Raw genomic sequence first — 22246 nt, 5'->3', positions numbered from 1 at the left:
TTTAGTTCAGCGCGAAGTGAAGGGGATAAGAGCCATCTTCAAAGGGGCCGAACATTTCATCCAGATCTGGATGTGTGACTGGTTCGCCCGAGTAATCCGCCACCAGATTTTGTTCAGAGACATAAGCCACATAGTAGCTTTGGTCATTTTCGGCGAGCAGATGATAAAATGGTTGCTCTTTGGCAGGGCGGCTGTCTTCTGGAATGGCTTCATACCATTCTTCCGTGTTGGCAAATTCAGGGTCCACATCAAACACGACGCCCCGAAAGGGGTGTACGCGGTGGCGGACCACTTGGCCAAGGTAATATTTTGCGCGTGTTTTTATCATATGTTGCAGCCCCTACCCCTCAAAGCTAGACCCTGCAAGGGGGCTTTGTCCAACGTAAGCCGAATTTTGCTGGGAAACAGTCTGTGAACCTTACCTTAACAGTTTTGGAAATTGTGGCGCCGGTGTTTCTGGTCGCAGGCATTGGATTTGCCTGGGTCAAAGCTGGCTTTGAGTATCGCATTCAGTTTGTGACGCGCCTTGGCGTAAATTTGGCGGTGCCCTGTCTGATTTTTACAGCACTGATGAAAACGCAGGCAGATCTGGGAGATTTGGCGCGGCTGGCTGGGGCCGGTTTTGCTGGCTATTTCGGGATCGGTGCTTTTGCCTGGCTGTTGCTGAAACTCGTCAGACTTGACCTGCGCACTTACCTTGCGCCGTTCATTTTTGGAAATACTGGAAATCTTGGGGTGCCGCTTGCGCTGTTTGCCTTTGGGCAGGCGGGGCTAGAAGCGTCTGTCGTGCTTTTGGCGATTACGGCGCTGCTATCCTTCACATGGGGTATCTGGATAGTGGCTGGTGAAGGCGCGCTGGGCAAAATGGTGCAAGAGCCGATGATCTGGGCGACCTTGCTGGGTGCGTTGTTTCTCTACATGGGATGGGAAACACCGGGTTTTGTGACCAACACACTTGATTTGATCGGGCAGATGGCCATTCCGCTTATGCTGCTGACGCTTGGGGTGGCGGTCGCGCGCTTGACCCCTGGGCGCGTTCTGATTGCGGTGTGTCTTTCGATTGTGAAGTTTTTGGCCTGCGCCGCGATTGGGTGGGGTTTCGCAACGGTTTTTGGTCTGTCGGGCCTTCTGCTGGGCGTGCTGGTCTTGCAAATGGCAATGCCCGTGGGCGTGAGCAGCTATTTGCTGGCAGAAAAATACGAGGCGGATGCGGATGCCGTTGCGGGTTTTGTGGTGGTGTCTACGCTGGTTTCGGTGATTGGTTTGCCACTCTTGCTAACCTTCCTGTTATGACGGCAGATTGTGATTTCCCGTCGCTGCGAAAATCCGTTAGGATGGCAAAAAACATAATATGACATAGCGAGAGGCAGATGAGCAGACTTCTCTTCGCGCTGGTGCTTTTGGGCATTGTGGCCGCCTGTGGTGGCACTGATACCCGTGCGCCTAGCAATTTGGAAAACGCCTGTGCGATTCTTAAGGAACGCCCGCATTTTAAACGCGCGTTTAGTGCAACGCAGCGAAAGTGGGGTGTGCCGGTGCACGTTCAGATGGCTGTGCTCTATCAGGAGAGCAAGTTCATCGGGAATGCCCGCACGCCGCATAAATACGCATTGGGCGTATTGCCAATGGGGCGGCAGAGCAGTGCCTACGGATATGCGCAGGCGCTTGACGGCACGTGGGATGAGTACCGGCGCGAAACACGCAGCCGAGGTGCGCGGCGTGATGATATTCGGGACGCCACTGATTTTATGGGCTGGTATATGACCGAGTCGCGGGATCGGAACGGCGTTTCGCTGCATGATGCGCGCGCGCAATACCTGAACTACCATGAGGGACATACGGGATACGCTCGGGGGAATTATCGCAACAAACCCTGGCTGACCCGGATCGCGGATGATGTTGCGAGCCGTTCAGCTCGATATCAACAGCAGCTTAAGAACTGTTCGCGTATCTGGTAGGCGCACAATCGTTGCATGAGATCGACACGCAGCGCCCTTTGGGGCGCTGTTTTGTATTGAGGATCATGCTGGAGCCCGGAGCAAGAAGTCTGACGCGTCATGTGTGAGCGGAGGGGGCTTTGGAATCCTGGAAGTGAGATATATTTTTGCGGGATTGACATTTCTGAGTAAAATAATCAGAAAAGAGTCAGCCACCCGATGGGAAGCCGGAAACTGCCAATGAGGACGCATCCCATGACCATGCAATCACAATCAATCGACTACACCACCAACGCCCTGCCAGTGCATGACGCGCAGGTTTTGACCGGCGAAAACGGTTTGGCCCATATCCGGCTGAATGATCAACTCTACACGCTGCGGATCACACGCGCGGGCAAGCTGATCCTGACGAAATGAGCGCGCCAGTTATGCGGGGTGCTCAACGTGTTGGTTTGCTGGGTGATCTGGATGATGTTGAGCGTCTCGCCGTACGTTGGTTGCGCCACTGGGACCGAGATCCGGAAGGGCAGGCAGCCCTGGTCACCAGTTTGGGTATGGCGTTGGGGCAGGATCGCGCACGCAATGTGAGCGGCGTGTTTGCTGACCTCATGGAAATTGGACAACAATTTGGCCGTCGTCAGCTGTGCCGACATGGGCTTTATTGTGACTGCCTGGGTGCAGATGAGGCGGTGTTTGCACATATCGTTGAAGCTGCTTCGAACGGGGAAACCGAAGATGCAGCGATGTTGGCATCTTTGATTGTCCGGCCTGATATGGCGCTTTGTTTTTCGGGGCTGGCTGCCGAATTTGGTATTGCGCTCGCTGCTTTTGCGCGATCTGTGCCCAAGCACAGAAGGCGCCCGATGCCGAGCCGGCCGTCAACGCGCGAAAGCCACAAGGCTGCGGACCCACGCACTCTTCACTGACGATGAAGGGCTGCGCCTTTTGGTGGCCTTTCGCATTACGTTGGTTCACGGTCAATTGTGCCGCTGAGAGGGTCGGGAGGTTGAAACCTGATCGAGAAGGGCACATTCTTCGTAGTGATAACAGGCCCTGCCTGACTCGTTATGAAACACCAAAGGAGAACCGACCGTGTTTTCTGACACACTTACGGACACGCGTCCGTCGCATTCATTTGTGCGCATGACTTTGCTGACGCTGCTGGCGGCGGCGCTCTATGTTGCACAATCTCTTACAGCGCTTGCGCAAAATGATCGTCCGGTCAGTTTTGCTGAGCTAGCTGAGCAAATCAGCCCCTCGGTTGTGAACATCACAACCTCGACCGTTGTCGCTGGCCGTACGGGGCCACAAGGCATTGTTCCGGAAGGGTCGCCATTTGAAGATTTCTTTCGCGAATTCCAAGATCGACAACAGGGCCAAGGGGATCGTCCTCGCCGCAGTTCCGCGCTTGGATCGGGCTTTGTGATCTCTGAAGATGGTTTTGTGGTCACGAACAACCACGTGATTGAAGGCGCAGATGAAATCTTGGTGGAATTCTATTCCGGCGAAGAACTGCCCGCGAAAGTGATTGGCACGGATCGCAATACGGATATCGCGCTTTTGAAAGTCGAGTCTGACACGCCGCTTGAGTTTGTTGAGTTTGGCAACAGTGACGCCGCGCGCATTGGTGATTGGGTGATGGCCATGGGCAACCCCTTGGGCCAGGGCTTTTCGGTGTCTGCAGGTATCGTATCGCAGCGCGGACGTGCGCTTTCTGGTGCCTATGATGACTACATTCAAACAGACGCCGCCATCAACCGAGGCAACTCGGGTGGCCCGTTGTTCAACATGGATGGCGAAGTGATCGGCGTGAATACCGCGATTCTGTCGCCCAACGGTGGCTCAATTGGTATTGGCTTCTCTATGGCGTCCAATGTTGTGACCCGCGTTGTGGATCAGTTGCAGGAATTTGGAGAAACGCGCCGGGGTTGGCTTGGCGTGCGCATCCAGGATGTGACCGAGGATATGGTGGATGCTGTCGACGGATTGCAGGCTGCGGCTGGTGCAATGGTGACAGATGTGCCTGAAGGTCCGGCGCTTGAGGCGGGGATGCAGTCTGGCGACGTTATTTTGTCTTTTGATGGCGATGACGTGGCAGATGTACGTGGCTTGGTGCGCAGCGTTGGCAACACCAATGTTGGCAAGACCGTTGATGTTGTGGTGCTGCGTGATGGATCCGAAGTGACATTGGCTGTGACGTTGGGGCGTCGCGAAGAGGCCGAAGGTGCCGTTCCTGCGAGCCAGCCCGCGCCATCCGATGAACCGCAGGAGAAAGAAATCCTAGGTCTGACACTTATGACGCTGAACGATGAAATGCGTGCAGAAATGGATCTGTCAGAGGATATGCAAGGGCTGGTGGTGACGGAGGTAGATGAAACGTCCAAAGCCTTTGAGAAAGGGCTGCGCTCAGGGGATGTGCTGACCGAAGCTGGTCAGCAGAAATTGCGCTCGATCGATGATCTGGAAGCCCGTATCGACGAGGCCAAGGACGCAGGCCGTAAATCGCTTCTGCTTTTGGTGCGTCGGTCTGGCGAGCCTCGTTTTGTCGCTCTGAACATTCAGGAATAAGTGACACACTCACGGATCAAGGGCGCCTTTCGGGGCGCCCTTTTTTGTGTGATCAGCTCGCCTCACGGGGCACAGCAACCAATCCCAGTCGCCGTGCGCTCTCTATTGACAAGATGGCACTGTCGAACCCGCCGGCCTCTTGATAGCGCCGGATGGCTGCGCGGGTGCGTTTGTCTGGCGTGCCTGTGATGCTGCCAAAATAGAGACCGCGCACCTTTAAGGCACGTTGCAATGATGCGGTGAACTCTTCTGTCCAAGTCTCGGGGCATGGAGTTTCAAACCAGAGTTCGCGGCGCTCTCTGACGATCCGCTGCTGCGTCTCTGTGCGAAAGATCCCTGGCGCGAGAACTGTGCCATCTGCGAGCACTTCCGGTGGCTGAACCATGATTTGATTTGTGACGGTTTCCACAATGGCCGGGGTCACATCCCGCCCCCAACAACTGCCGGGGCGTGCGGTGGGCGGTGTGCCACTTTGGCCTGCTCTGAGGATGTCCGGTGCGCTGCGGGCCGCAATGTCAGGTGAGGTGGCAAAGCTTTGATCGCAGCCGCCATGAAGCATCAACGCGCTGAGGGCTGTCGCGAGCGCGACAGGTCTGAAATATCGGGTTGCGGGCATGCTCGCGCCTCTTTGTTTGACTCTTTGTAACTCGTTTTCTTTCACGACGAAACTCTGTCGTTTGTCCGAGGGTGGGGGGATCCGGATCAGATTGGCTGTAAACGACCTGCGCAAACCGTCGAATTGTCGCTAGGACATGCATTGGTCTGCGGAAAAGGGGCTAGAAGCGGAGCTGTCCGTTGACTAACTAAGAGTGCGAACAGTTTTAAAAAGGAGCCGCCAGACATGGCAAAGATTACCTATGTCGAGCATAATGGAACCGAACATGTGGTCGATGTCGCCAATGGGCTGACATTGATGGAAGGTGCCCGCGACAACAATATTCCAGGCATCGAAGGCGACTGCGGGGGGGCGTGCGCCTGTTCGACATGTCACGTTTACGTCGCTGAAGGCTGGGTGGAAAAGCTGCCAGCAATGGATGACATGGAAGAAGATATGCTGGACTTCGCTTATGAGCCAAATCCGGCAACGTCGCGTTTGACCTGCCAGATCAAAGTCACCGATGCGCTTGATGGCCTTGTGGTGAAAATGCCAGAGAAGCAGATTTGATGGTTTTGGCGCAGCGTTTGATTTGGCGCACGCTGCGCCAAGTGCTTTTTATTGCGGCTGTCGGCTTGGGCGCGAGCACTGCGACAGCGGATATCGTTTCAGCCCGTTATAGTGATGAAACAACACGCTATGCTCATGGGGTGCTTGGTGATGCCATCGAGTATGGCGCTCTGGAAATGGTGACGGATGCGCAGGAAACGGTAAGAATCGTCCTGCCAGAAAGCAACGTTTTTGAAGACATTACCCCTCGCTTGTTTGACGTAGATCACGATGGTCATCGAGAAGTGATTGTGGTGGAGAGCAACCAAAGCCGGGGCGCGCGGTTGGCGATTTACGATCAGGGCGGATTGCGGGCGGCGACGCCATATATCGGCACGCGCAACCGCTGGCTGGCACCAATTGGCGCGGCGGATCTTGATGGGGATGGCCGCGTCGAAATCGCCTATATTGATCGGCCGCATCTCGCCAAAACGTTGCGAATCTGGCGGTTTGAGCAAGACGCTCTGTCAGAGGTTGGATCGTTGTCTGGATTGACCAACCATCGCATTGGTGAAGATTTCATCTCTGGTGGTGTGCGTGAGTGCGGGGACGGACCAGAGTTGATCACCGCCGACGCCGCATGGCGGCACATTGTGGGAACAACTTTTGATGGCACAAGGTTGAAGACGCGCAATCTCGGCCCTTTCAAAGGGACAGTGTCGATGGACGCTGCACTGGCCTGCACGCCAGGATAACCCTCAAGACAAACCGGTTATCTGACAGTGCCATCGCTTGCGGAATAAATATGTCGCGTCCCAATGGCGCCGAGCGATTGAAACAGACTGGTGGTGTTGGATACGCCGAATTTTTTGAGCAGCTTTCCACGGTGGACTTCGACGGTGCGATTGCTCATTTCCAGCTTGAGTGCGATCTCTTTGCTGGTGAGCCCCTCTGCCAGCAGTGAGAACACCTCCCGCTCGCGTCGTGTGAGCGCCTGATAGGGGCGCGTGTCAGAGATATCGGCAAAGCTCCAAACCGCGCGCTGCAGGGGCTCTTCTGGTGTAAAGGTGTGGCCGCGTACCCGACACCAGAACATTTCGCCGCCCCGGCGCATCATGACGCGTTCATCCCAATAGAAGTTGCCTTCGCGCAGTTCTTGCACGCCGCGATTGCGGATGTTGCTGAACTCTTCTTGTGTGGGGTACAGGATCGCGAAAGTGCTGTCTTTTAACGCGGCACGTTCGTAGCGAAACATATCTGCAAATGTGTCGTTGCAGTCGCGGATAACGCGGTTTTCCGTGACCACAATGCCGACCGGTGCGTATGAAAATGCCAGCTCGACAAAATTGCCGCTGTCAAAGGCGTCTTCAACTGAAAGTGTCATGGCCGCGTGGTCTCCTTTCCGTGCGGCTGACGATAGAGCGCGCGCCCAGAGGGCGCAACGCTGTGATTTGGCACATCAGAGGGCGCGCCAGCCGATGTCCTTGCGGAAGAAGCCGCCTGGCCAGTCGATGCCGTCGACCATGGCGTAAGCACGATCCCGCGCTTCTTGCAGGCTTGCGCCTCTTGCGGTCACGTTCAGCACCCGCCCACCGGTTGCGGTGATCGCGCCGTTTGCGGCGGTGGTGCCTGCGTGAAACACCATGTTCTTGCTATCAGAGGTCAATGCTTCCAGCCCGCCAATCACCGAGCCTTTTTCATAAGAACCGGGATAGCCATTGGCCGCCATCACAACGGTGATTGCATGGTCATCCGCCCAGTTCACCTGTGCCTCATGCAGGCGCTCTTCTGCCGCGGCATGCAGCAGGTCCAGCGCTTGCGCGCCAAGGCGCATCATCAGCACCTGACATTCCGGATCGCCAAAGCGCACATTGTATTCCACCAAACGTGGCTGCCCGTCCTTGATCATCAGCCCGGCATAAAGCACGCCCTGATACGGCGTGCCACGCTTGGCCATTTCATCAATGGTTGGCTGAATGATTTCATCCAGCGCTTTCTGGGCGATCTCGTCGGTCAGAACAGGCGCAGGGGAATAAGCGCCCATGCCGCCAGTGTTCGGCCCGGTGTCGCCTTCGCCAACGCGTTTGTGGTCCTGTGCAGTGCCGACCGGCAGCGCTGTCGTGCCGTCACAGAGGATAAAGAAAGAGGCCTCTTCGCCCTCCATGAATTCTTCGATCACCACTTCGGCACCGGCGCCACCAAAGGCCCCGCCAAACATGTCATCCACTGCATCGAGCGCGGTTTGCAGATCCATCGCGACAATCACGCCCTTGCCTGCGGCCAGCCCATCGGCTTTTACGACGATGGGCGCGCCTTGCGCGCGGATATAGTCTTTGGCGGCGTCCGCATCGGTGAAATGCCCATAGCCAGCGGTCGGCGCGTTTGCGGCGTCACAAATCTCTTTGGTGAAGCTTTTGGAGGCTTCCAGCTTCGCTGCAGCTTGTGACGGGCCAAACACCAGCACGCCGGCCTCGCGCAGGCGATCGGCCACACCCGCCGCTAGGGGCGCTTCTGGTCCAATGATCACGAAATCAATCGCGTTTTCTGCCACAAAACTGGCGACGGCGCCGCCGTCTTCGGTATCAAAATCCGCGCAATCAGCGATTTGAGCGATTCCTGCATTTCCCGGTGCCACGATGAGTTTGTCGCACTTGGGGTTTTGCATCACTGCCCAGGCGAGCGCATGCTCACGTCCGCCGCTGCCGAGAATAAGAATGTTCATGTCGCCGCCTTCCGCTTGGCCTTCGCTTGTGGGCGTTCTAAGGTGCGTTGACGCAGGAAACAAGAGAACTGAGCAGCGGCCCAATGTCTGATCTGATTGACGACCCGAGAGAAGGTGAAAACGCCCCAGAATTCAGTGTCTCTGAGCTGTCTGGTGCGATCAAACGCATGATCGAGGGCGAGTTTGCCCATGTCCGCATCAAAGGCGAGATTGGCCGTGTGTCGTTCCCGCGCTCCGGCCATGTGTATCTTGACCTGAAAGACGACCGTTCGGTGATTGCTGGCGTGATGTGGAAAGGCGTTGCCGCGCGGATTTCCACCCGACCGGAAGAGGGTATGGAAGTCGTGGCGACCGGGCGTCTGACCACCTTTCCGGGGCAATCCAAATACCAGCTGGTGATCGAAGATCTGAAGCCCGCTGGGGTTGGCGCGCTTATGGCGATGCTGGAAAAGCGTAAGGCGATGCTTCAAGCCGAAGGACTGTTTGCACCAGAGCGCAAAAAGGCGTTGCCCTATTTGCCGGAAATCATCGGGGTTGTGACCTCGCCCAGCGGCGCGGTGATCCGTGATATTCTGCATCGCCTGCGAGATCGTTTCCCGCGCAAGGTGCTGATCTGGCCGGTTGCGGTGCAGGGTGAGCAATGCGCGCCGCAGGTTGCCAATGCGATTGAGGGCTTCAACAGCCTCACCCCCGGTGGTGCGATGCCGCGCCCTGATCTGATTATTGTGGCCCGTGGGGGCGGCAGTATCGAAGATCTCTGGGGCTTTAACGAAGAGGTGGTGGCCCGCGCCGCCGCAGATTCAGAGATTCCGTTGATCTCCGCCGTAGGCCACGAAACCGATACCACGTTGATTGACTATGTGTCTGATAAACGTGCGCCAACGCCCACCGCTGCGGCGGAACTTGCCGTGCCTGTGCGGCTGGAGCTGCTGGCTTGGGTTGAGGAGCAAGGCGCGCGCCTGACACGCGGGCTGGAGCAGGGTTTGCGTCAGCGTGATCAGCGTCTGCGCGATCTTTCCCGTGCTTTGCCGCGCACCGATATGCTTCTGCAAACCCCGCGTCAGCGGCTGGATGCGGCGGCGGATGCACTGCCCCGCGCGCTGCAATCCGGTGTGCAAACCCGCCGTGTTGTACTTTCGGAAAAAGCCGGCAGCCTGCGCGCCTCCACCTTGACCCGGATGATTGAAAACCGCCGCGAAGCGCTGGGCCGCCGTGCAGACCGCCTGACGCCCGTTGGTCTGCAACGTGACGTCACCCGTCGCCGCGAGAAGGTCACTGAGCTGTCGCGCCGTTTGACCGAAGCGGGCACCCGTCAGGTGCAAACACTGAAGGATCGTCTGGCCTCGCTGGACCGTATGCGCGAAACGCTGAGCTATACCGCCACTTTGGAGCGTGGTTATGCGGTGGTGCGTGGTGATGGCGCGCTGGTGAAGACCTCTGCCGCTGCCAGCGCTGCCAGCTCTCTGGAAATTGAGTTTGCGGATGGGCGTGTCACTGTTGGTGCGGGGGAAGCCCTTCAGGGGCGTGCACCTGCTGCTGCGCTTGCGAAGGCTCCTGCCAAGTCAAAGACCAAAAAATCGGACACGCCAGAGCAAGGCAGCCTGTTTTAGCGCTTACACGCCGACCTCGGGGCCAAGGCACAGCATTTCTTCGCCTGAGGGGTCAATTTCATAGAGCACCTGGCCCTCTGCCTCGTTTTCAAACTTGGCGGTAAGGCCGCCGTTGCCTTGATAAAAGCTCCAGCATTGCGGGCTAGGGTTATCTTCATAGACAAAGCAGATCTGCGCTCCGTCCTCAAACCATGCGCCCTCTTTGCATTGGCCATCTAAGAAGGACCAACGCACGCGGCGATTAGGTAAATACTCTTCAACGCCATAGCGCTGGCCGTCGGCCTCAAAGAACAGTGTTTTGCCCGTCACATAGGCCTCAAACTCCGCTCCAGACATAGCGGTTTGTGCCAGAGTGGGGCCTGTCAGGGTGAGGTAGAAAGCGGTGAGGGCGAGGGCGTGTTTCATGGGCGCAATGCTGCCTGACAACAGCCAATCGTTCTAGTCTCAATCTTGTGTTGCGTTCAGTTTTGCCACCCGAGGATCCATCACGCGTCGCCACATGCGCGGCCAGAGGGCGAGGGTGGCCATCATGGGGAGGGAGCGCGGCAGAATCGGCATGCTTTCTGGGTCTAAACGTAAAGCTGGGTAATCACGCGTCGGGGCCGTGTGGTGGTCCGAATGACGGGGCGCATTCAGCATCAGCGCCGATGTATAGAGCTGCGGCGCGTTCCAGCTGTGTTGCGGCCCAACCGGCTCGGGTTTGCCGTTTTCTTTTAATCTACGTCTGAGGCCGTAGTGCTGCACATAGTCTGAGAGCAAAAGCTGCATGGTGCTGTAGGTCGCGAGCAGTCCATAGGCGAGTACGCCTTTCCAGCCAGCAAGCAACGCAGCCAGAATGATAAAGAAGGCGGTTCCGGCCACATAAACGAAATAGGGATGCCAAGGCATTGTCTGACGGATGGCGCGGGCGCGCAGTTTGTTCTCCGCCGCGAAGCCCGCTTTGAATGATCCAAACCATGCACGTGGCCAAAAGCGATAGAAGCTTTCACCTTTGCGAGCGGAGTTGGGGTCTTTGTCAGTCGCGACCCAGATATGATGCACTTTTGTGTGTGCGGATGTGTGGTGCCCAAAAACAAGAGAAATATAGACCCACATGCCCAGCCAGCGTGGAAAGCGGGCGGAATTGTGAATGAGTTCATGGGCGTTGGCATTGCTGACCTGTCCAAAGAACAAACCAAAGGCAGCAAAGGCGCAGATTTTAGCGCCAAGACTAAGGCCGCTCAGCCCTGCAAGCGCGGCAATCGCGATGGCCATCAGGGGGAAGTGCAGTATGCCAAGGATAAGCGACAGTTGCAGACCAGATGGGAATTCTCCATCCGCGCCGGATTTGGCGGCAGCGCCTTTGACCAAACGGTCCATCACATGCACAAGCGCACCCATGTAAACGACTGCTGCAACCGCCCAGAGGCCACCCGCCAGCCCGGCCAAAGCCAAAAGGGCGACGGGAATCGTTGTCGCAATCCAGAACCAAGTCATGCTGTTTTCCCCATATCAGAGCGCCAGCCCTTCGTATCTGGAGGAAATTATCCCTTCGATAACGCGCTGGAAAGCGCTTCCAGATAGGAAATTGGTGGGCTCGCCATTTTTCTTTGAGGATTCTGGGGAAATCCCATTGACTCAGGCAGAGCCATCATTAAAAGGCGGGCTTCAAGAGATTTTCACGGGGTAGCTGTACCCCGGCGCAGGAGAAACACAATGGCGAAGCCGACGACCATCAAGATCCGTCTGAACTCGACCGCGGGCACGGGCCATTTCTACGTGACCAAGAAAAACGCACGTACCATGACCGAAAAGATGGTCGTACGCAAATACGACCCGGTGGTGCGCAAGCATGTCGAGTACAAAGAAGGCAAGATCAAGTAAGATCCCCCTCTGAGACACATGCAAAAGCCGCGCCACACCAGGCGCGGTTTTTTGCTTTAGGGGAGCCGCGCCTGAAAGAACAATAAAACAGTTTCCTTCAGGAGGGTCCCCAATGCCCCACCCATTTTTCATTCGCCCTGCCACGATTGGCGATAGAGACGCGCTCTGCGCTCTGTATCAGCGTTCATACCCCGAGCTTCTCACCGAGCATTACACGCAAGATGTATTGGAGGGCGCGCTGCCCTTATTTGGTGAGGCGCAGGAGTCTCTGTTGGCGTGCGGCACATACTTCCTCGCGGAGTGCGCTGAAACCGATGCGGTTGTCGGTGCTGGGGGCTGGACTGATCTGTCTCCTGCACGTGGTGTCAGCGGCACCAATCTTGGTCATGTGCGCCATGTGGCGACACGGCCTGACTGGCTGCGTCGCGGGGTAGCGCGGGCGTTGATTGATGTGACCTTGGCCTCTGCTGAGGCACATGGCATGCGCCACATGAGTTGCCTGAGCACATATACAGCACGTGCGTTCTACGCTTCGATGGGGTTTGAGGAGGCCGCTGAGATTGAGTTGACGCTTGCGCCCGGCGTGCATTTCCCTGCGGTTCAAATGACGCGCCGGCTGGCCGATCCCATGTTTGCGTGATCTCGGATGTGGATCAAAAGAAAAGGGCCGGTCACAGTGACCGGCCCTTTGTCATTCAAATAAGCTGCGCTTTACTCGCGGTTGCCGAAGAGCTGCAGCAGCATCATGAACATGTTGATGAAGTTCAGATACAGGCTGAGGGCGCCCATGATGGCAGATTTGCCAAGCCACTCGCTGTCACCGTGGTGTGCGTGCGCGAGATAGGTGTTCTTGATGTTTTGCGTATCGTAAGCGGTCAGGCCTGCGAAGATCAAAACGCCGAGTACGGAGATTGCGAACGCCATGGCGGAAGATGCCAGGAAGATGTTCACAATCGATGCGATGATGAGGCCGATCAGACCCATGATCAGGAACGTGCCGATGGGGCCAAGGTCACGTTTGGTGGTGTAGCCGTAAAGCGACAGCCCTGCGAAGGCGATGGATGTGATCAGGAACACCTGGACGATGGATTCGCCGGTGAACATCAAGAAGATGGAGCTGATCGACAGGCCCATGACAGCAGCGAAGATGTAGAAAACCGTCTGGGCGGTTGCTGCTGACATGCGATTGATCGCTGCGCTGAAGCCAAACACAAACAGCAGGGGGGCAAACATGATCACCCATTTCAGCGGGGAGCCGTAGATTGCGTAGCCAAAGGAGGTCAGATACTGGTCCGCGCTCAATTGTGCGGCGGCGCCAGATGGATCATTCGTAACAGCCAGGCCGGAAATCGCCCAAGCCGCTGCGAAGGTGATCAGCATGCCGACGGACATCGTGCCGTAGACTTTGTTCATGTGGGCGCGCAGGCCCGCGTCAATATCCGCTGAGCGTGCGCCAACAGCGCCGCGCAGTGTTTCAAATTCAGCCATTTCAGCCTCCGATTAAGTCGTTCCTTCCCCACAACGCGTGTTTATGGGGTGTCCGGTGTAAATATCGGTGAGCAGGCGTCTGAATTCAAGGATTTCCGGCATCAAGGGGCCGGAAAGCCGTGCCTTTTTTGAGGCGCTTTGCGTCGATTTGTTTCAACTTTGGGTTTGGAGGTGTTGCCCATCATGATGGGCGCCCCAAAGGGCATGTGATCGACACGCAAAGCGCCATATGTCTGTGCGTTAGCCTTTCCAATGGGCCGGCACGTCCCAAACCGAGCGCCGCAGCTCTGCTTGGACATCAGCTTCGGTCAGGCCAATGTCTTCAAGGGCGCGAGAATCGAGTTTTGCGAGTTTGCTGCGTTGACGACGCACCGCGAAGATCTGAGCAATGCGAGAGAATAGAGAAGGGCGTGAACCGGAAGAGGTCGCGGATGTGGAGATGAAAGCCATGAGTCGCTCCTTTCTTGAATTGCGATTGTTTTCGTGGTCTGCATCAAATAACTTGATGTATATGGCTGTGTGGGTGTATTTGAAAAGCGAATGTTTGTGACCAAAGGCATCACAAACGTTGATAATTCATCATGAGCTGTGAATTTGGGGAGGAAACTGATGCGAAATCTTGATGTAACTACGTTGCGCAGTTTTGTTGCTGTGGCGGATATGGGAGGGGTGACCAAGGCGGCAGGGTTTCTGAATCTCACTCAGTCTGCGGTTTCTATGCAGCTGAAGCGCCTAGAAGAGCTGATCGGTGTTTCCCTGCTGGACCGCTCTGGGCGCGGCATCGCGCTCACACCAGATGGTGAGCAGATGTTGGGCTATGCGCGCCGGATGGTGACGCTGAACGATGAAATCATGCGCCGTTTGTCTCATGATGAGTTTGAGGGCAATGTGACGCTTGGGGTCCCGCATGACATTGTTTACCCTGCGATCCCCCGTGTGATGCAGCAGTTCAATGCAGCGTTTCCACGGGTGAAGGTGAATTTGCTGTCTTCTTATACCGTCGAGCTGAAGCAGATGTTCGATAAGGGGGAGATCGATTTGATCCTGACCACGGAGTCCAGTACGCCGGATGGTGCCGAAGGGCTTTGCACCCTACCGCTTGTCTGGATTGGCGCGCCTGGTGGCGCGAGCTGGCGTCGGCGCCCCATTCAGTTTGCTTCTGCGCGACACTGCCTGTTCCGTCAGCGTGCCATCGCTGCGTTTGATCAGGCGGGGATCGAATGGGATTCAGCCTTGGAGACGGATTCTGATCGCACGGTCGAAGCCACGATTGCAGCTGATCTGGGGATCGGGGAGATGCTGTTGGGCACAGAGCCACGTCATCTGGAAGTGATTGATCACGACGGGGCGCTGCCCGATTTGGGCGAGCAGCACATCAACATGTACGGCGCAGACCAGACGAAGGGCGATGTGATCGCCCATCTGGCCAATCTTATTCGGAAGGGGTTCCAGCCAATGCATACGCAGGCTGAGCCAGCTGTACGCCTTGGGGTTGTCAGTTGATCGACACCACGACTTTGCCTGTAGACTTCCGGCTGCGCAGCAATTCATAAGCCTGCGCGGCTTCTCCCAGTGGAAGGGTGTGGCTGACATGCGGGGTAAGTTTGCCTGCGTCGTACCAGCCAAAAAGTGTGCTCATGCTGTTGGTGATCACCTCTGGTTTGAATCTCAGATAACCGCCCCAGTAGAGCCCCATCACCGTGAGGTTTTTCACCAGGAGGTGGTTGGCAGGTATCTGTGGAATATCACCGGATGCAAAGCCAATCGGCAGGAGGCGGGCCTCTGGACGGCAGGCGCGGAATGCGGCTTTGAACTGTTCCCCACCCACAGGGTCATAGACAACATCCGCGCCGCCAAGCGCTTTTACCTCTGCGCGGATATCAGCGGAGGTTGCATCAATAAGGTGATCCGCTCCGCAAGATTGGGCGACACGCAGCTTGTCTGCGCCGCGTGCGCAGGCGATGACGTTGGCGCCCATCAGTTTGCCAAGTTCGACAGCCGTTAGGCCCACACCGCCTGCGGCGCCAAGGACGAGAAGGTTTTCGCCAGGCTGAAGGCGCGCGCGATAATCCAGTGCAACGTGGCTGGTGCCATAGGCGACTGGAAATGCCGCAGCCTCTTCAAACGGCATGTTTTTGGGGATCGGCACTGCGCTCGCGGCTTCGTAAACACCATAGTCCGCAAGTCCGCCACTGCCGCCAAAAACCAACACGCGTGTGCCAATCTCAGGACCTGTTGTGTCCGGGCCTATCGCATCAACGATGCCAGCGACTTCCATCCCTAACGTGAACGGCGGCGGGGGCGTGTCTTGATAGGTTCCCTTGATCATCAATAAGTCCCCAAAGTTGAGGGCGCATGCGTGAATTTTAACGCGAATCTGGCCGGCGCCGGGCGTTGGCGTTGGGATGTCGACCAGTTTGGGGCCCTCATCATGGGACACCACTTGAAATGCACGCATGTTTCTTCTCCTCTCAATGGCGAGATGTCACATGACATCACAATCAAGTCAAAGATGTCGTGTGGAAAGGTGAATGTTGGGGCGAAACGTAACGTAAAAAGAGTGTTTCAGGCCCTTATCTATCCGATTGGATCTAACCTAATGGGCGAGTGTTCGCCTTTATGTATAATCGTATCACACATTCTATCCCTTGATTGTAAGGGGAAAACTGTTAGACTTAATCAATCGCGAAAGGGATGCGCGATTGTTTCACGTTTTATACTGGTGCCGCTTCTGAGCGTTTGCTCAGGGTTCTAGCGTTATCCAGAATTTTTATTCGAAGGAGACGAGCCATGACACACCCGGTGGATGTGCATGTTGGGAAGAAAATACGGCAGCGACGTTGGCTGACGGGCATGACCCAGCAACAGCTAGCAGAGCAAGTCGGAATCAAATTCCAACAGATCCAAAAGTACGAAACCGGTGCCAATCGTGTCAGCGCGTCTCGTCTTTGGGACATTTCGGACGCTCTGGATGTGCCTGTGAGTTTCTTCTTTGAGGGGCTGGAAGCCGATAAAGAGGGGGCTGCCACTCAATCCGTGCCTTCCGATATCATGGCAGACAAAGAAGCGCTGGATCTGATCCGCAGCTACTATTCTATTCCTGAAAACCAGCGTCGCCGCCTGTTTGAGTTGGCGCGTGTTTTGAGCGACGTCGCTTGAGTCTGTCTCCGCTCTGAGGTAGCCGTTTGGCAAGTTCAGGGCGGAGTTACACATATGAACGATCAGGATCGCGCACAGCTGATTGCTGTATCTGATGCTATGGCTGACGCTGCAAGGGCAGCCATACTTCCCCACTTTCGCAAGCCGACACTCACGGCAGACAACAAACTTTCTGGTGGGTTTGATCCTGTAACCGTTGCGGATCGCGCGGCTGAACAGGCCATGCGCGCCGTCCTTGAAGAGATGCGGCCGCAAGATGCGATTTTTGGCGAAGAGTTCGGAACCAAAAGCGGTACAAGTGGTCTGACTTGGGTTCTTGATCCTATCGACGGGACACGAGGCTTCATTTCGGGCACGCCGACTTGGGGCGTGTTGATTGCAGTGTCTGATGAGACAGGCCCGATCTACGGTGTTGTCGATCAGCCCTATATTGGGGAGCGGTTCAAGGGGGGCTTTGGCCTCTCTGTTGCACAAGGGCCGCACGGTGAGGCTGCGCTTGCGACCCGCGACACCAACTCGTTGTCGGACGCGATTTTATTCACGACCTTTCCTGAGGTGGGCACGCAGGAGGAGCGTGCGGCGTTTGAGCGGGTCGCTGCAACAGTCAAGCTGGCGCGGTATGGCATGGATTGCTATGCCTATGCGCTGGTGGCTGCGGGGCAGGTGGATTTGGTGATCGAGGCGGGATTGAACGCCTATGATATTCAGGCGCCAATTGCGGTTATTGAAGCCGCTGGCGGCGTTGTGACCAACTGGGAAGGCGGGCCAGCCCATGACGGCGGGCGCGTGCTTGCAGCGGCAAATCAAACGCTGCATCGTCAGGCGCTTGATTTGCTGAGCGCCTGACGATTACAGCGCTTTAACTCTTTCTGATCAAAAACTTGAAAGCGCTATAGCGTCACGGCTATTGTCGTGATGCATGGCGAGTCCTTTGCCCGCTTTCTGTCGTCATGCAGTTAAATTTGCACCGAATCGGGCCAATTGATTGGTCATAGGAGCGTGCAAGTGGCTGAAACGAAAAGCTATCTTATCAAATCGGCGCAAGTTGTGCTGACCATGGATGACGACAGGCGCGAGCTTGCCGCGCATGACGTGCGGATAAAGAACGGTGTCATCTCTGAAATTGGGCTGGGGCTTATCGCGGAAAGCGATGAAGAGGTTGTCGCAGCGCGGGGCTGTGTTGTGACGCCTGGCCTCGTAAATACCCATCATCACCTGTATCAAACTCTCACACGAGCGGTGCCAGGTGGGCAGGATGCTTTGCTCTTTGGCTGGCTCAAGACGCTGTATCCGATTTGGGCGCGGTTTGGCCCGGAAGAGATGTATGTGTCTGCTCAGGTTGGGCTGGCAGAGCTTGCATTGTCCGGCTGCACGCTGACGTCCGATCATCTTTACTTGTATCCAAACGGTTCACGACTTGATGACACGATTGCCGCTGCTCAGAGCGTCGGTATGCGGTTCCATCCGACCCGAGGCGCGATGAGCATCGGGGAAAGTGACGGGGGGCTTCCTCCGGATGGGTTGGTGGAGCGCGAGGCAGACATCTTGAATGATGCGATCCGACTGATCGACACGCATCACGATCCCTCTGAGGGCAGTATGGTCCGGGTGGGTGTCGCCCCCTGTTCCCCGTTTTCAGTCAGTCGGGATTTGATGCGCGACGCCGCCCTGCTCGCGCGTGACAAGCGGGTGATGTTGCACACGCACCTTGCAGAGAATGAGGAAGATATTGCCTATTCTCTTGCGAACTTTGGGTGTCGCCCGGGCCAATACGCAGAAGAGCTTGGTTGGGTAGGGGAGGATGTCTGGCATGCGCATTGCGTGAAACTTGATGACAGTGAGATCGCGCTGTTTGCGCGCACGAAAACGGGTGTTGCGCATTGTCCTTGTTCAAATTGTCGTCTGGGCAGTGGAATCGCCCCAATACGCCCAATGAGGGACGCCGGTGTGAACGTTGGGTTGGGGGTGGATGGGTCTGCTTCTAATGATGCTGGGAACTTGGTTCTTGAGGCGCGTCAGGCGATGTTGCTGCAGCGTGTTGCACGAGGCGCAGATGCCATGAGTGCGCGTGAGGCGCTCGAAATTGCCACACGAGGCGGGGCGCAGGTGCTTGGCCGTGCTGATTGTGGGCAAATCGCTGTTGGCATGCGTGCGGACATTGCGATTTGGGATGTTTCGGGCATTGAGAGCGCGGGGAGTTGGGATCCTGCCGCGCTGTTGCTTGCTGGGCCAACTGTTGTGCGCGACCTTTTTGTTGAGGGGCGCCAGATTGTGCGGGCTGGCCAAATCACGTCAATTGATTTGGGGGCGGCCATTGCGCGTCAAAATCGCATGGCGCAGGTATTGGCTTCATAGTTTGAGGAAGAGCTATAAGGCTAAAAAGCCAAAAGGCGCAGAGATTTCTCTCTGCGCCTTTTGGCTTTTCCAATTGGAGCGGGCGATGAGATTCGAACTCACGACCCTTACCTTGGCAAGGTAATGCTCTACCCCTGAGCTACGCCCGCACCGTTTGGATGTGCGCGGTTTAGCCCTCTCGCAGGGGGACTGCAAGAGCAAAAAACAAGAAATCTGCGCGTTTCTTGCAGAAAGTTTGTGGGGTCAATTTTATGCTGAATTTGGGTCTGAAAACGCGAAAAGGCGCGGAATGATCCGCGCCTTGTTCACTGCTCTCCCTTGGGAGAAATTGGAGCGGGCGATGAGATTCGAACTCACGACCCTTACCTTGGCAAGGTAATGCTCTACCCCTGAGCTACGCCCGCGTCCTTGGGTGAGGCGTGGAATATAAAGAGTTGCCGCTGCCTGCAAGAAGAAAATGCACTTATGTCCAAAAAAAAATCAATTGAGCGACGGAAACCCTGATACGCAACGTTGTGGTTTGCAATTGCGGTAGAAATTGTAAGACAGGATACCATGAAAAAGCGTGATTTTATTGTAGCAATTTTGGCTATGCCGACCCTTGCTTTGGCGCATGAGGGACACGGCGCCTTGCAGGTCTCCACAAGTGTTGAGGTCATCAAACGTCGCAAAGATACAGTACACTTGCGTCTGACTCTGTTGAACAAAGGGGCAGAGCCAGTGGTGCTTGAAACCGCACAGGTCAAAGGAGCGAATGTGCTGACCGCCAATTGGGCAAATGTGCCCTCTGGCGCTCTTGTCGACATACCCATGAGTTTGAAGTTTGAGACACAGGTGCCGTCCGTGTTCTCGCTGGATTTGAATTTTGGCCATGCCGGCCACGATACTGTGGTCGTGAGACTCTGAGCCTGTTGTTGTGAACAAGGATGATCAAATGAGGATGCTGTTTGAAAATTTGAAGATCGGCCTTCTGCTGGTGTCCATTTTGTTTGGAGTGCTGATCCATTGCGAAACACAGACACTGCCGTTGGCAAGGCAGATCACCGACATTGGGTTCTGCCTATAGACCCCGCCTGTTGAGATAGTGTGATTTTTCGCGACTTAGCTGCTGAAGCTCAGGGCGGGTTTGACGGGAAATACGATTCCCCGGCAATGCGCGATAGCGTGCAGCCGACGCCCCGCATACGTCGATCTATCCGGCAATTGGTGTCGCGTCGCTGTTGGGGCATGCCATCGTGGCGTTGGTCTTAGTTGATGGAAGTGCGTTTGAACGTCGTATCGTTCTCATCTGCTTTGCCAAAAATAGCGCTGGCGCCTTCTGAAATTCTTCGATGTGATATGCTGAGAGAGCAACTCAACACGTTGAAAAAAATAGAATAAAAGACCGGCTCGACTGCGCGTCTTGTTGTGAAGGCGGGTCTGTCGGTAGGGGCTGACGTTTGCAGCGCTTGCAGGAGAGCGGGAAAATTTTGGCTAAGTATTGGAGATCGGTCGCTGGGGGGGTGCGACAATTTATTTTGATCTATGTCAAATAGGATGATTGCTTGGCGGGGGGCAGAGTTTTACAAATATCGCGATAGCGGCGTCAGAAGATTCCGCACGCCGTATAAAATTCAACAGGAGGAGCGGCATGGCAGACGCAGCCCTACAAGGCCACGAGCACCATGACGAGCGAGGATTCTTCACTCGGTGGTTTATGTCCACCAACCACAAAGATATCGGTCTACTCTATCTGATCGTGTCGGCCCTTGCCGGTTTCATTGCGGTTTTCTTTACAGTTCTGATGCGCATGGAGCTCATGGAGCCCGGCGTTCAGTATATGTGTCTGGAAGGCGCACGCTTTCTTGGTGGCGGGGATGGACCCTGTACTCCTAACGGCCACCTCTGGAACGTGCTGATCACCTATCACGGCGTCTTGATGATGTTCTTCGTGGTGATTCCGGCGCTGTTCGGTGGCTTTGGCAACTACTTCATGCCGCTGCAGATTGGCGCGCCGGATATGGCGTTCCCACGCATGAACAACCTCAGCTTCTGGCTTTATGTAGCGGGCACATCGCTGGGTGTGGCCTCTATGTTGGCTCCGGGCGGCAATGACCAGCTTGGTTCTGGTGTGGGCTGGGTGCTGTATCCACCGCTTTCCACCGGTGAAGGCGGCATGTCGATGGATCTTGCGATCTTTGCGGTCCACGTGTCTGGTGCATCGTCGATTCTTGGCGCGATCAACATGATCACGACCTTCCTGAACATGCGCGCACCGGGCATGACGCTTTTCAAAGTGCCGCTGTTTGCATGGTCGATCTTTGTCACAGCATGGCTGATCCTTCTGGCTCTGCCGGTTCTCGCGGGCGCAATCACCATGCTGCTGACGGACCGGAACTTCGGCACCACCTTCTTTGATCCAGCAGGCGGCGGCGATCCGATCCTGTACCAACACATTCTGTGGTTCTTCGGCCACCCGGAAGTGTACATCGTGATTCTGCCGGGCTTCGGCATCATCTCTCACGTGATTGCGACCTTCTCCCGCAAGCCGGTCTTTGGCTACCTGCCAATGGTCTGGGCGATCATCGCCATCGGCGCGCTGGGCTTCGTTGTTTGGGCGCACCACATGTACACCGTGGGTATGTCCCTGACACAGCAGTCCTACTTCATGCTCGCCACCATGGTGATTGCGGTTCCGACCGGTGTGAAGATCTTCTCCTGGATTGCGACCATGTGGGGCGGCTCGATTGAGTTTAAAACCCCAATGCTCTGGGCGCTGGGCTTCCTGTTCCTCTTCACCATGGGCGGCGTGACCGGCATCGTGCTGTCGCAGGCCTCTGTGGACCGCTACTACCACGACACCTACTACGTGGTGGCGCACTTCCACTATGTGATGAGCCTAGGCGCGGTTTTCGCCATCTTTGCCGGGATCTACTTCTACTTCGGCAAAATGACCGGCCGTCAGTACCCTGAATGGGCGGGCAAGCTGCACTTCTGGCTGTTCTTCATCGGCGCCAACCTGACCTTCTTCCCACAGCACTTCCTGGGGCGTCAGGGCATGCCACGTCGTTACATCGATTATCCGGAAGCCTTTGCATATTGGAACAAGATCAGCTCCTACGGCGCGTTCCTGTCCTTTGCCTCCTTCCTGTTCTTCTTCGGTGTGGTGTTCTATTCCCTGTTCCGCGGCGCGAAAGTGACCGAGAACAACTACTGGAATGAATATGCTGACACTCTGGAATGGACTCTCCCGAGCCCGCCGCCAGAGCATACCTTTGAAATCCTGCCAAAGCAGGAAGATTGGGACAAAGGCCACAGCCACTAAGGCTTGACGGTAAATTGAAAAAAAAGGCCCCGGCATAGAAGCGCCGGGGCCTTTTTTGTTTCGAACTTTCAATGACATGGAGGTGAGCATCCGTTG

Annotated in this window: 25 protein-coding genes and 2 tRNA genes; 16 read left to right on the top strand and 11 right to left on the bottom strand. The window is 56.0% G+C overall.

What is annotated here, in order from left to right; translation table 11 throughout:
* Position 1: 1 nt before the first annotated feature.
* The gene (gene hspQ, locus J7413_RS12565; protein ID WP_209098669.1) at positions 2 to 328 is read right to left on the bottom strand and encodes a heat shock protein HspQ; all 327 of its coding nucleotides are present in this window, start codon (positions 326 to 328) and stop codon (positions 2 to 4) included.
* Positions 329 to 411: 83 nt separating this feature from the next.
* On the opposite strand from hspQ, the gene J7413_RS12560 reads away from it, so the two are divergent.
* From J7413_RS12560 to J7413_RS12540, 5 genes are all read left to right on the top strand, one after another.
* Positions 412 to 1293 carry an AEC family transporter gene (locus tag J7413_RS12560; RefSeq protein WP_209098667.1) on the top strand — a complete coding sequence of 294 codons (882 nt, stop codon included), beginning with the start codon at positions 412 to 414 and terminating at the stop codon, positions 1291 to 1293.
* Between the two features lie 77 nt (positions 1294 to 1370).
* Entirely contained in the window at positions 1371 to 1958 is a 588-nt protein-coding gene (locus J7413_RS12555; RefSeq protein ID WP_209098665.1) for a lytic transglycosylase, read from the top strand.
* 240 nt (positions 1959 to 2198) lie between these two features.
* Positions 2199 to 2354 carry a hemin uptake protein HemP gene (locus J7413_RS12550; RefSeq protein WP_209099140.1) on the top strand — a complete coding sequence of 52 codons (156 nt, stop codon included), beginning with the start codon at positions 2199 to 2201 and terminating at the stop codon, positions 2352 to 2354.
* An 11-nt stretch (positions 2355 to 2365) separates the two neighbouring features.
* Positions 2366 to 2863 (top strand): hypothetical protein, encoded by a 498-nt coding sequence (locus tag J7413_RS12545; protein ID WP_209098663.1) that lies wholly within the window; start codon positions 2366 to 2368, stop codon positions 2861 to 2863.
* A 217-nt stretch (positions 2864 to 3080) separates the two neighbouring features.
* The gene (locus tag J7413_RS12540; protein ID WP_209099138.1) at positions 3081 to 4505 is read left to right on the top strand and encodes a Do family serine endopeptidase; all 1425 of its coding nucleotides are present in this window, start codon (positions 3081 to 3083) and stop codon (positions 4503 to 4505) included.
* Between the two features lie 52 nt (positions 4506 to 4557).
* On the opposite strand, the gene J7413_RS12535 is transcribed toward J7413_RS12540, so the two are convergent.
* A complete protein-coding gene (locus J7413_RS12535) occupies positions 4558 to 5121 on the bottom strand; it encodes a peptidoglycan-binding domain-containing protein (RefSeq protein ID WP_247743507.1) in 564 nt (187 codons plus the stop codon).
* A 225-nt stretch (positions 5122 to 5346) separates the two neighbouring features.
* On the opposite strand from J7413_RS12535, the gene J7413_RS12530 reads away from it, so the two are divergent.
* Together J7413_RS12530 and J7413_RS12525 are read left to right on the top strand one after the other, a co-directional pair.
* Positions 5347 to 5670 (top strand): 2Fe-2S iron-sulfur cluster-binding protein, encoded by a 324-nt coding sequence (locus J7413_RS12530; protein WP_209098661.1) that lies wholly within the window; start codon positions 5347 to 5349, stop codon positions 5668 to 5670.
* Positions 5670 to 6404 (top strand): VCBS repeat-containing protein, encoded by a 735-nt coding sequence (locus J7413_RS12525; RefSeq protein WP_209098660.1) that lies wholly within the window; start codon positions 5670 to 5672, stop codon positions 6402 to 6404. The genes J7413_RS12530 and J7413_RS12525 overlap by 1 nt, the downstream gene beginning before the upstream one ends.
* 17 nt (positions 6405 to 6421) lie before the next feature.
* Here the strand turns inward: J7413_RS12525 and J7413_RS12520 are convergent, their stop codons facing one another.
* Both J7413_RS12520 and purD read right to left on the bottom strand, forming a co-directional pair.
* Entirely contained in the window at positions 6422 to 7033 is a 612-nt protein-coding gene (locus tag J7413_RS12520; RefSeq protein ID WP_209098659.1) for a LuxR C-terminal-related transcriptional regulator, read from the bottom strand.
* Between the two features lie 75 nt (positions 7034 to 7108).
* A complete protein-coding gene (gene purD / locus J7413_RS12515; protein ID WP_209098658.1) occupies positions 7109 to 8371 on the bottom strand; it encodes a phosphoribosylamine--glycine ligase in 1263 nt (420 codons plus the stop codon).
* Positions 8372 to 8454: 83 nt separating this feature from the next.
* Here purD and xseA point away from each other — a divergent pair, with 83 nt between their 5' ends.
* Positions 8455 to 9981 (top strand): exodeoxyribonuclease VII large subunit, encoded by a 1527-nt coding sequence (gene xseA / locus J7413_RS12510; protein WP_209098657.1) that lies wholly within the window; start codon positions 8455 to 8457, stop codon positions 9979 to 9981.
* A gap of 3 nt (positions 9982 to 9984) precedes the next feature.
* Here xseA and J7413_RS12505 read toward each other — a convergent pair whose 3' ends face one another.
* Entirely contained in the window at positions 9985 to 10386 is a 402-nt protein-coding gene (locus J7413_RS12505) for a hypothetical protein (protein WP_209098656.1), read from the bottom strand.
* 39 nt (positions 10387 to 10425) lie between these two features.
* Positions 10426 to 11457: an alkane 1-monooxygenase gene (locus J7413_RS12500; protein ID WP_209098655.1), complete on the bottom strand. Its 1032-nt coding sequence runs from the start codon at positions 11455 to 11457 to the stop codon at positions 10426 to 10428.
* A gap of 219 nt (positions 11458 to 11676) precedes the next feature.
* Between J7413_RS12500 and rpmG the strand changes: the two genes are divergently transcribed.
* A complete protein-coding gene (gene rpmG / locus J7413_RS12495; RefSeq protein WP_007814563.1) occupies positions 11677 to 11844 on the top strand; it encodes a 50S ribosomal protein L33 in 168 nt (55 codons plus the stop codon).
* A gap of 112 nt (positions 11845 to 11956) precedes the next feature.
* The gene (locus J7413_RS12490; RefSeq protein ID WP_209098653.1) at positions 11957 to 12484 is read left to right on the top strand and encodes a GNAT family N-acetyltransferase; all 528 of its coding nucleotides are present in this window, start codon (positions 11957 to 11959) and stop codon (positions 12482 to 12484) included.
* Between the two features lie 71 nt (positions 12485 to 12555).
* Here J7413_RS12490 and J7413_RS12485 read toward each other — a convergent pair whose 3' ends face one another.
* Together J7413_RS12485 and J7413_RS12480 are read right to left on the bottom strand one after the other, a co-directional pair.
* Positions 12556 to 13332, bottom strand: coding sequence for a Bax inhibitor-1/YccA family protein (locus J7413_RS12485; protein WP_209098651.1), 777 nt, complete (start codon positions 13330 to 13332; stop codon positions 12556 to 12558).
* 240 nt (positions 13333 to 13572) lie between these two features.
* Positions 13573 to 13782 (bottom strand): DUF1127 domain-containing protein, encoded by a 210-nt coding sequence (locus J7413_RS12480; RefSeq protein WP_209098649.1) that lies wholly within the window; start codon positions 13780 to 13782, stop codon positions 13573 to 13575.
* A 159-nt stretch (positions 13783 to 13941) separates the two neighbouring features.
* Between J7413_RS12480 and J7413_RS12475 the strand changes: the two genes are divergently transcribed.
* Positions 13942 to 14835: a LysR family transcriptional regulator gene (locus J7413_RS12475; RefSeq protein ID WP_209098647.1), complete on the top strand. Its 894-nt coding sequence runs from the start codon at positions 13942 to 13944 to the stop codon at positions 14833 to 14835.
* On the opposite strand, the gene J7413_RS12470 is transcribed toward J7413_RS12475, so the two are convergent.
* A complete protein-coding gene (locus J7413_RS12470; protein ID WP_209098644.1) occupies positions 14828 to 15790 on the bottom strand; it encodes an NADPH:quinone oxidoreductase family protein in 963 nt (320 codons plus the stop codon). The two genes, J7413_RS12475 and J7413_RS12470, sit on opposite strands and share 8 nt — an antisense overlap.
* Before the next feature lie 332 nt (positions 15791 to 16122).
* Between J7413_RS12470 and J7413_RS12465 the strand changes: the two genes are divergently transcribed.
* From J7413_RS12465 to J7413_RS12455, 3 genes are all read left to right on the top strand, one after another.
* A complete protein-coding gene (locus J7413_RS12465) occupies positions 16123 to 16491 on the top strand; it encodes a helix-turn-helix transcriptional regulator (RefSeq protein WP_209098642.1) in 369 nt (122 codons plus the stop codon).
* 54 nt (positions 16492 to 16545) lie between these two features.
* Positions 16546 to 17337 carry a histidinol-phosphatase gene (hisN, locus tag J7413_RS12460; protein WP_209098640.1) on the top strand — a complete coding sequence of 264 codons (792 nt, stop codon included), beginning with the start codon at positions 16546 to 16548 and terminating at the stop codon, positions 17335 to 17337.
* 159 nt (positions 17338 to 17496) lie between these two features.
* Positions 17497 to 18846, top strand: a complete 1350-nt coding sequence (locus J7413_RS12455; protein ID WP_348538748.1) for an 8-oxoguanine deaminase — start codon at positions 17497 to 17499, stop codon at positions 18844 to 18846.
* A gap of 74 nt (positions 18847 to 18920) precedes the next feature.
* On the opposite strand, the gene J7413_RS12450 is transcribed toward J7413_RS12455, so the two are convergent.
* A tRNA-Gly gene (locus tag J7413_RS12450) sits at positions 18921 to 18995 on the bottom strand.
* Positions 18996 to 19175: 180 nt separating this feature from the next.
* Positions 19176 to 19250: transfer RNA gene (locus J7413_RS12445), tRNA-Gly, on the bottom strand.
* Positions 19251 to 19401: 151 nt separating this feature from the next.
* Here J7413_RS12445 and J7413_RS12440 point away from each other — a divergent pair.
* Positions 19402 to 19752, top strand: coding sequence for a hypothetical protein (locus J7413_RS12440; RefSeq protein ID WP_209098638.1), 351 nt, complete (start codon positions 19402 to 19404; stop codon positions 19750 to 19752).
* Between the two features lie 724 nt (positions 19753 to 20476).
* Entirely contained in the window at positions 20477 to 22150 is a 1674-nt protein-coding gene (gene ctaD, locus J7413_RS12435) for a cytochrome c oxidase subunit I (protein ID WP_209098637.1), read from the top strand.
* Positions 22151 to 22246 lie beyond the last annotated feature (96 nt).

Source organism: Shimia sp. R10_1, from assembly GCF_017744095.1.
Classification (GTDB): Bacteria; Pseudomonadota; Alphaproteobacteria; order Rhodobacterales; family Rhodobacteraceae; genus Shimia.
The sequence above is the reverse complement of the archived record's forward strand: the minus strand, read 5'-3'. Positions and strand labels throughout refer to the sequence as shown.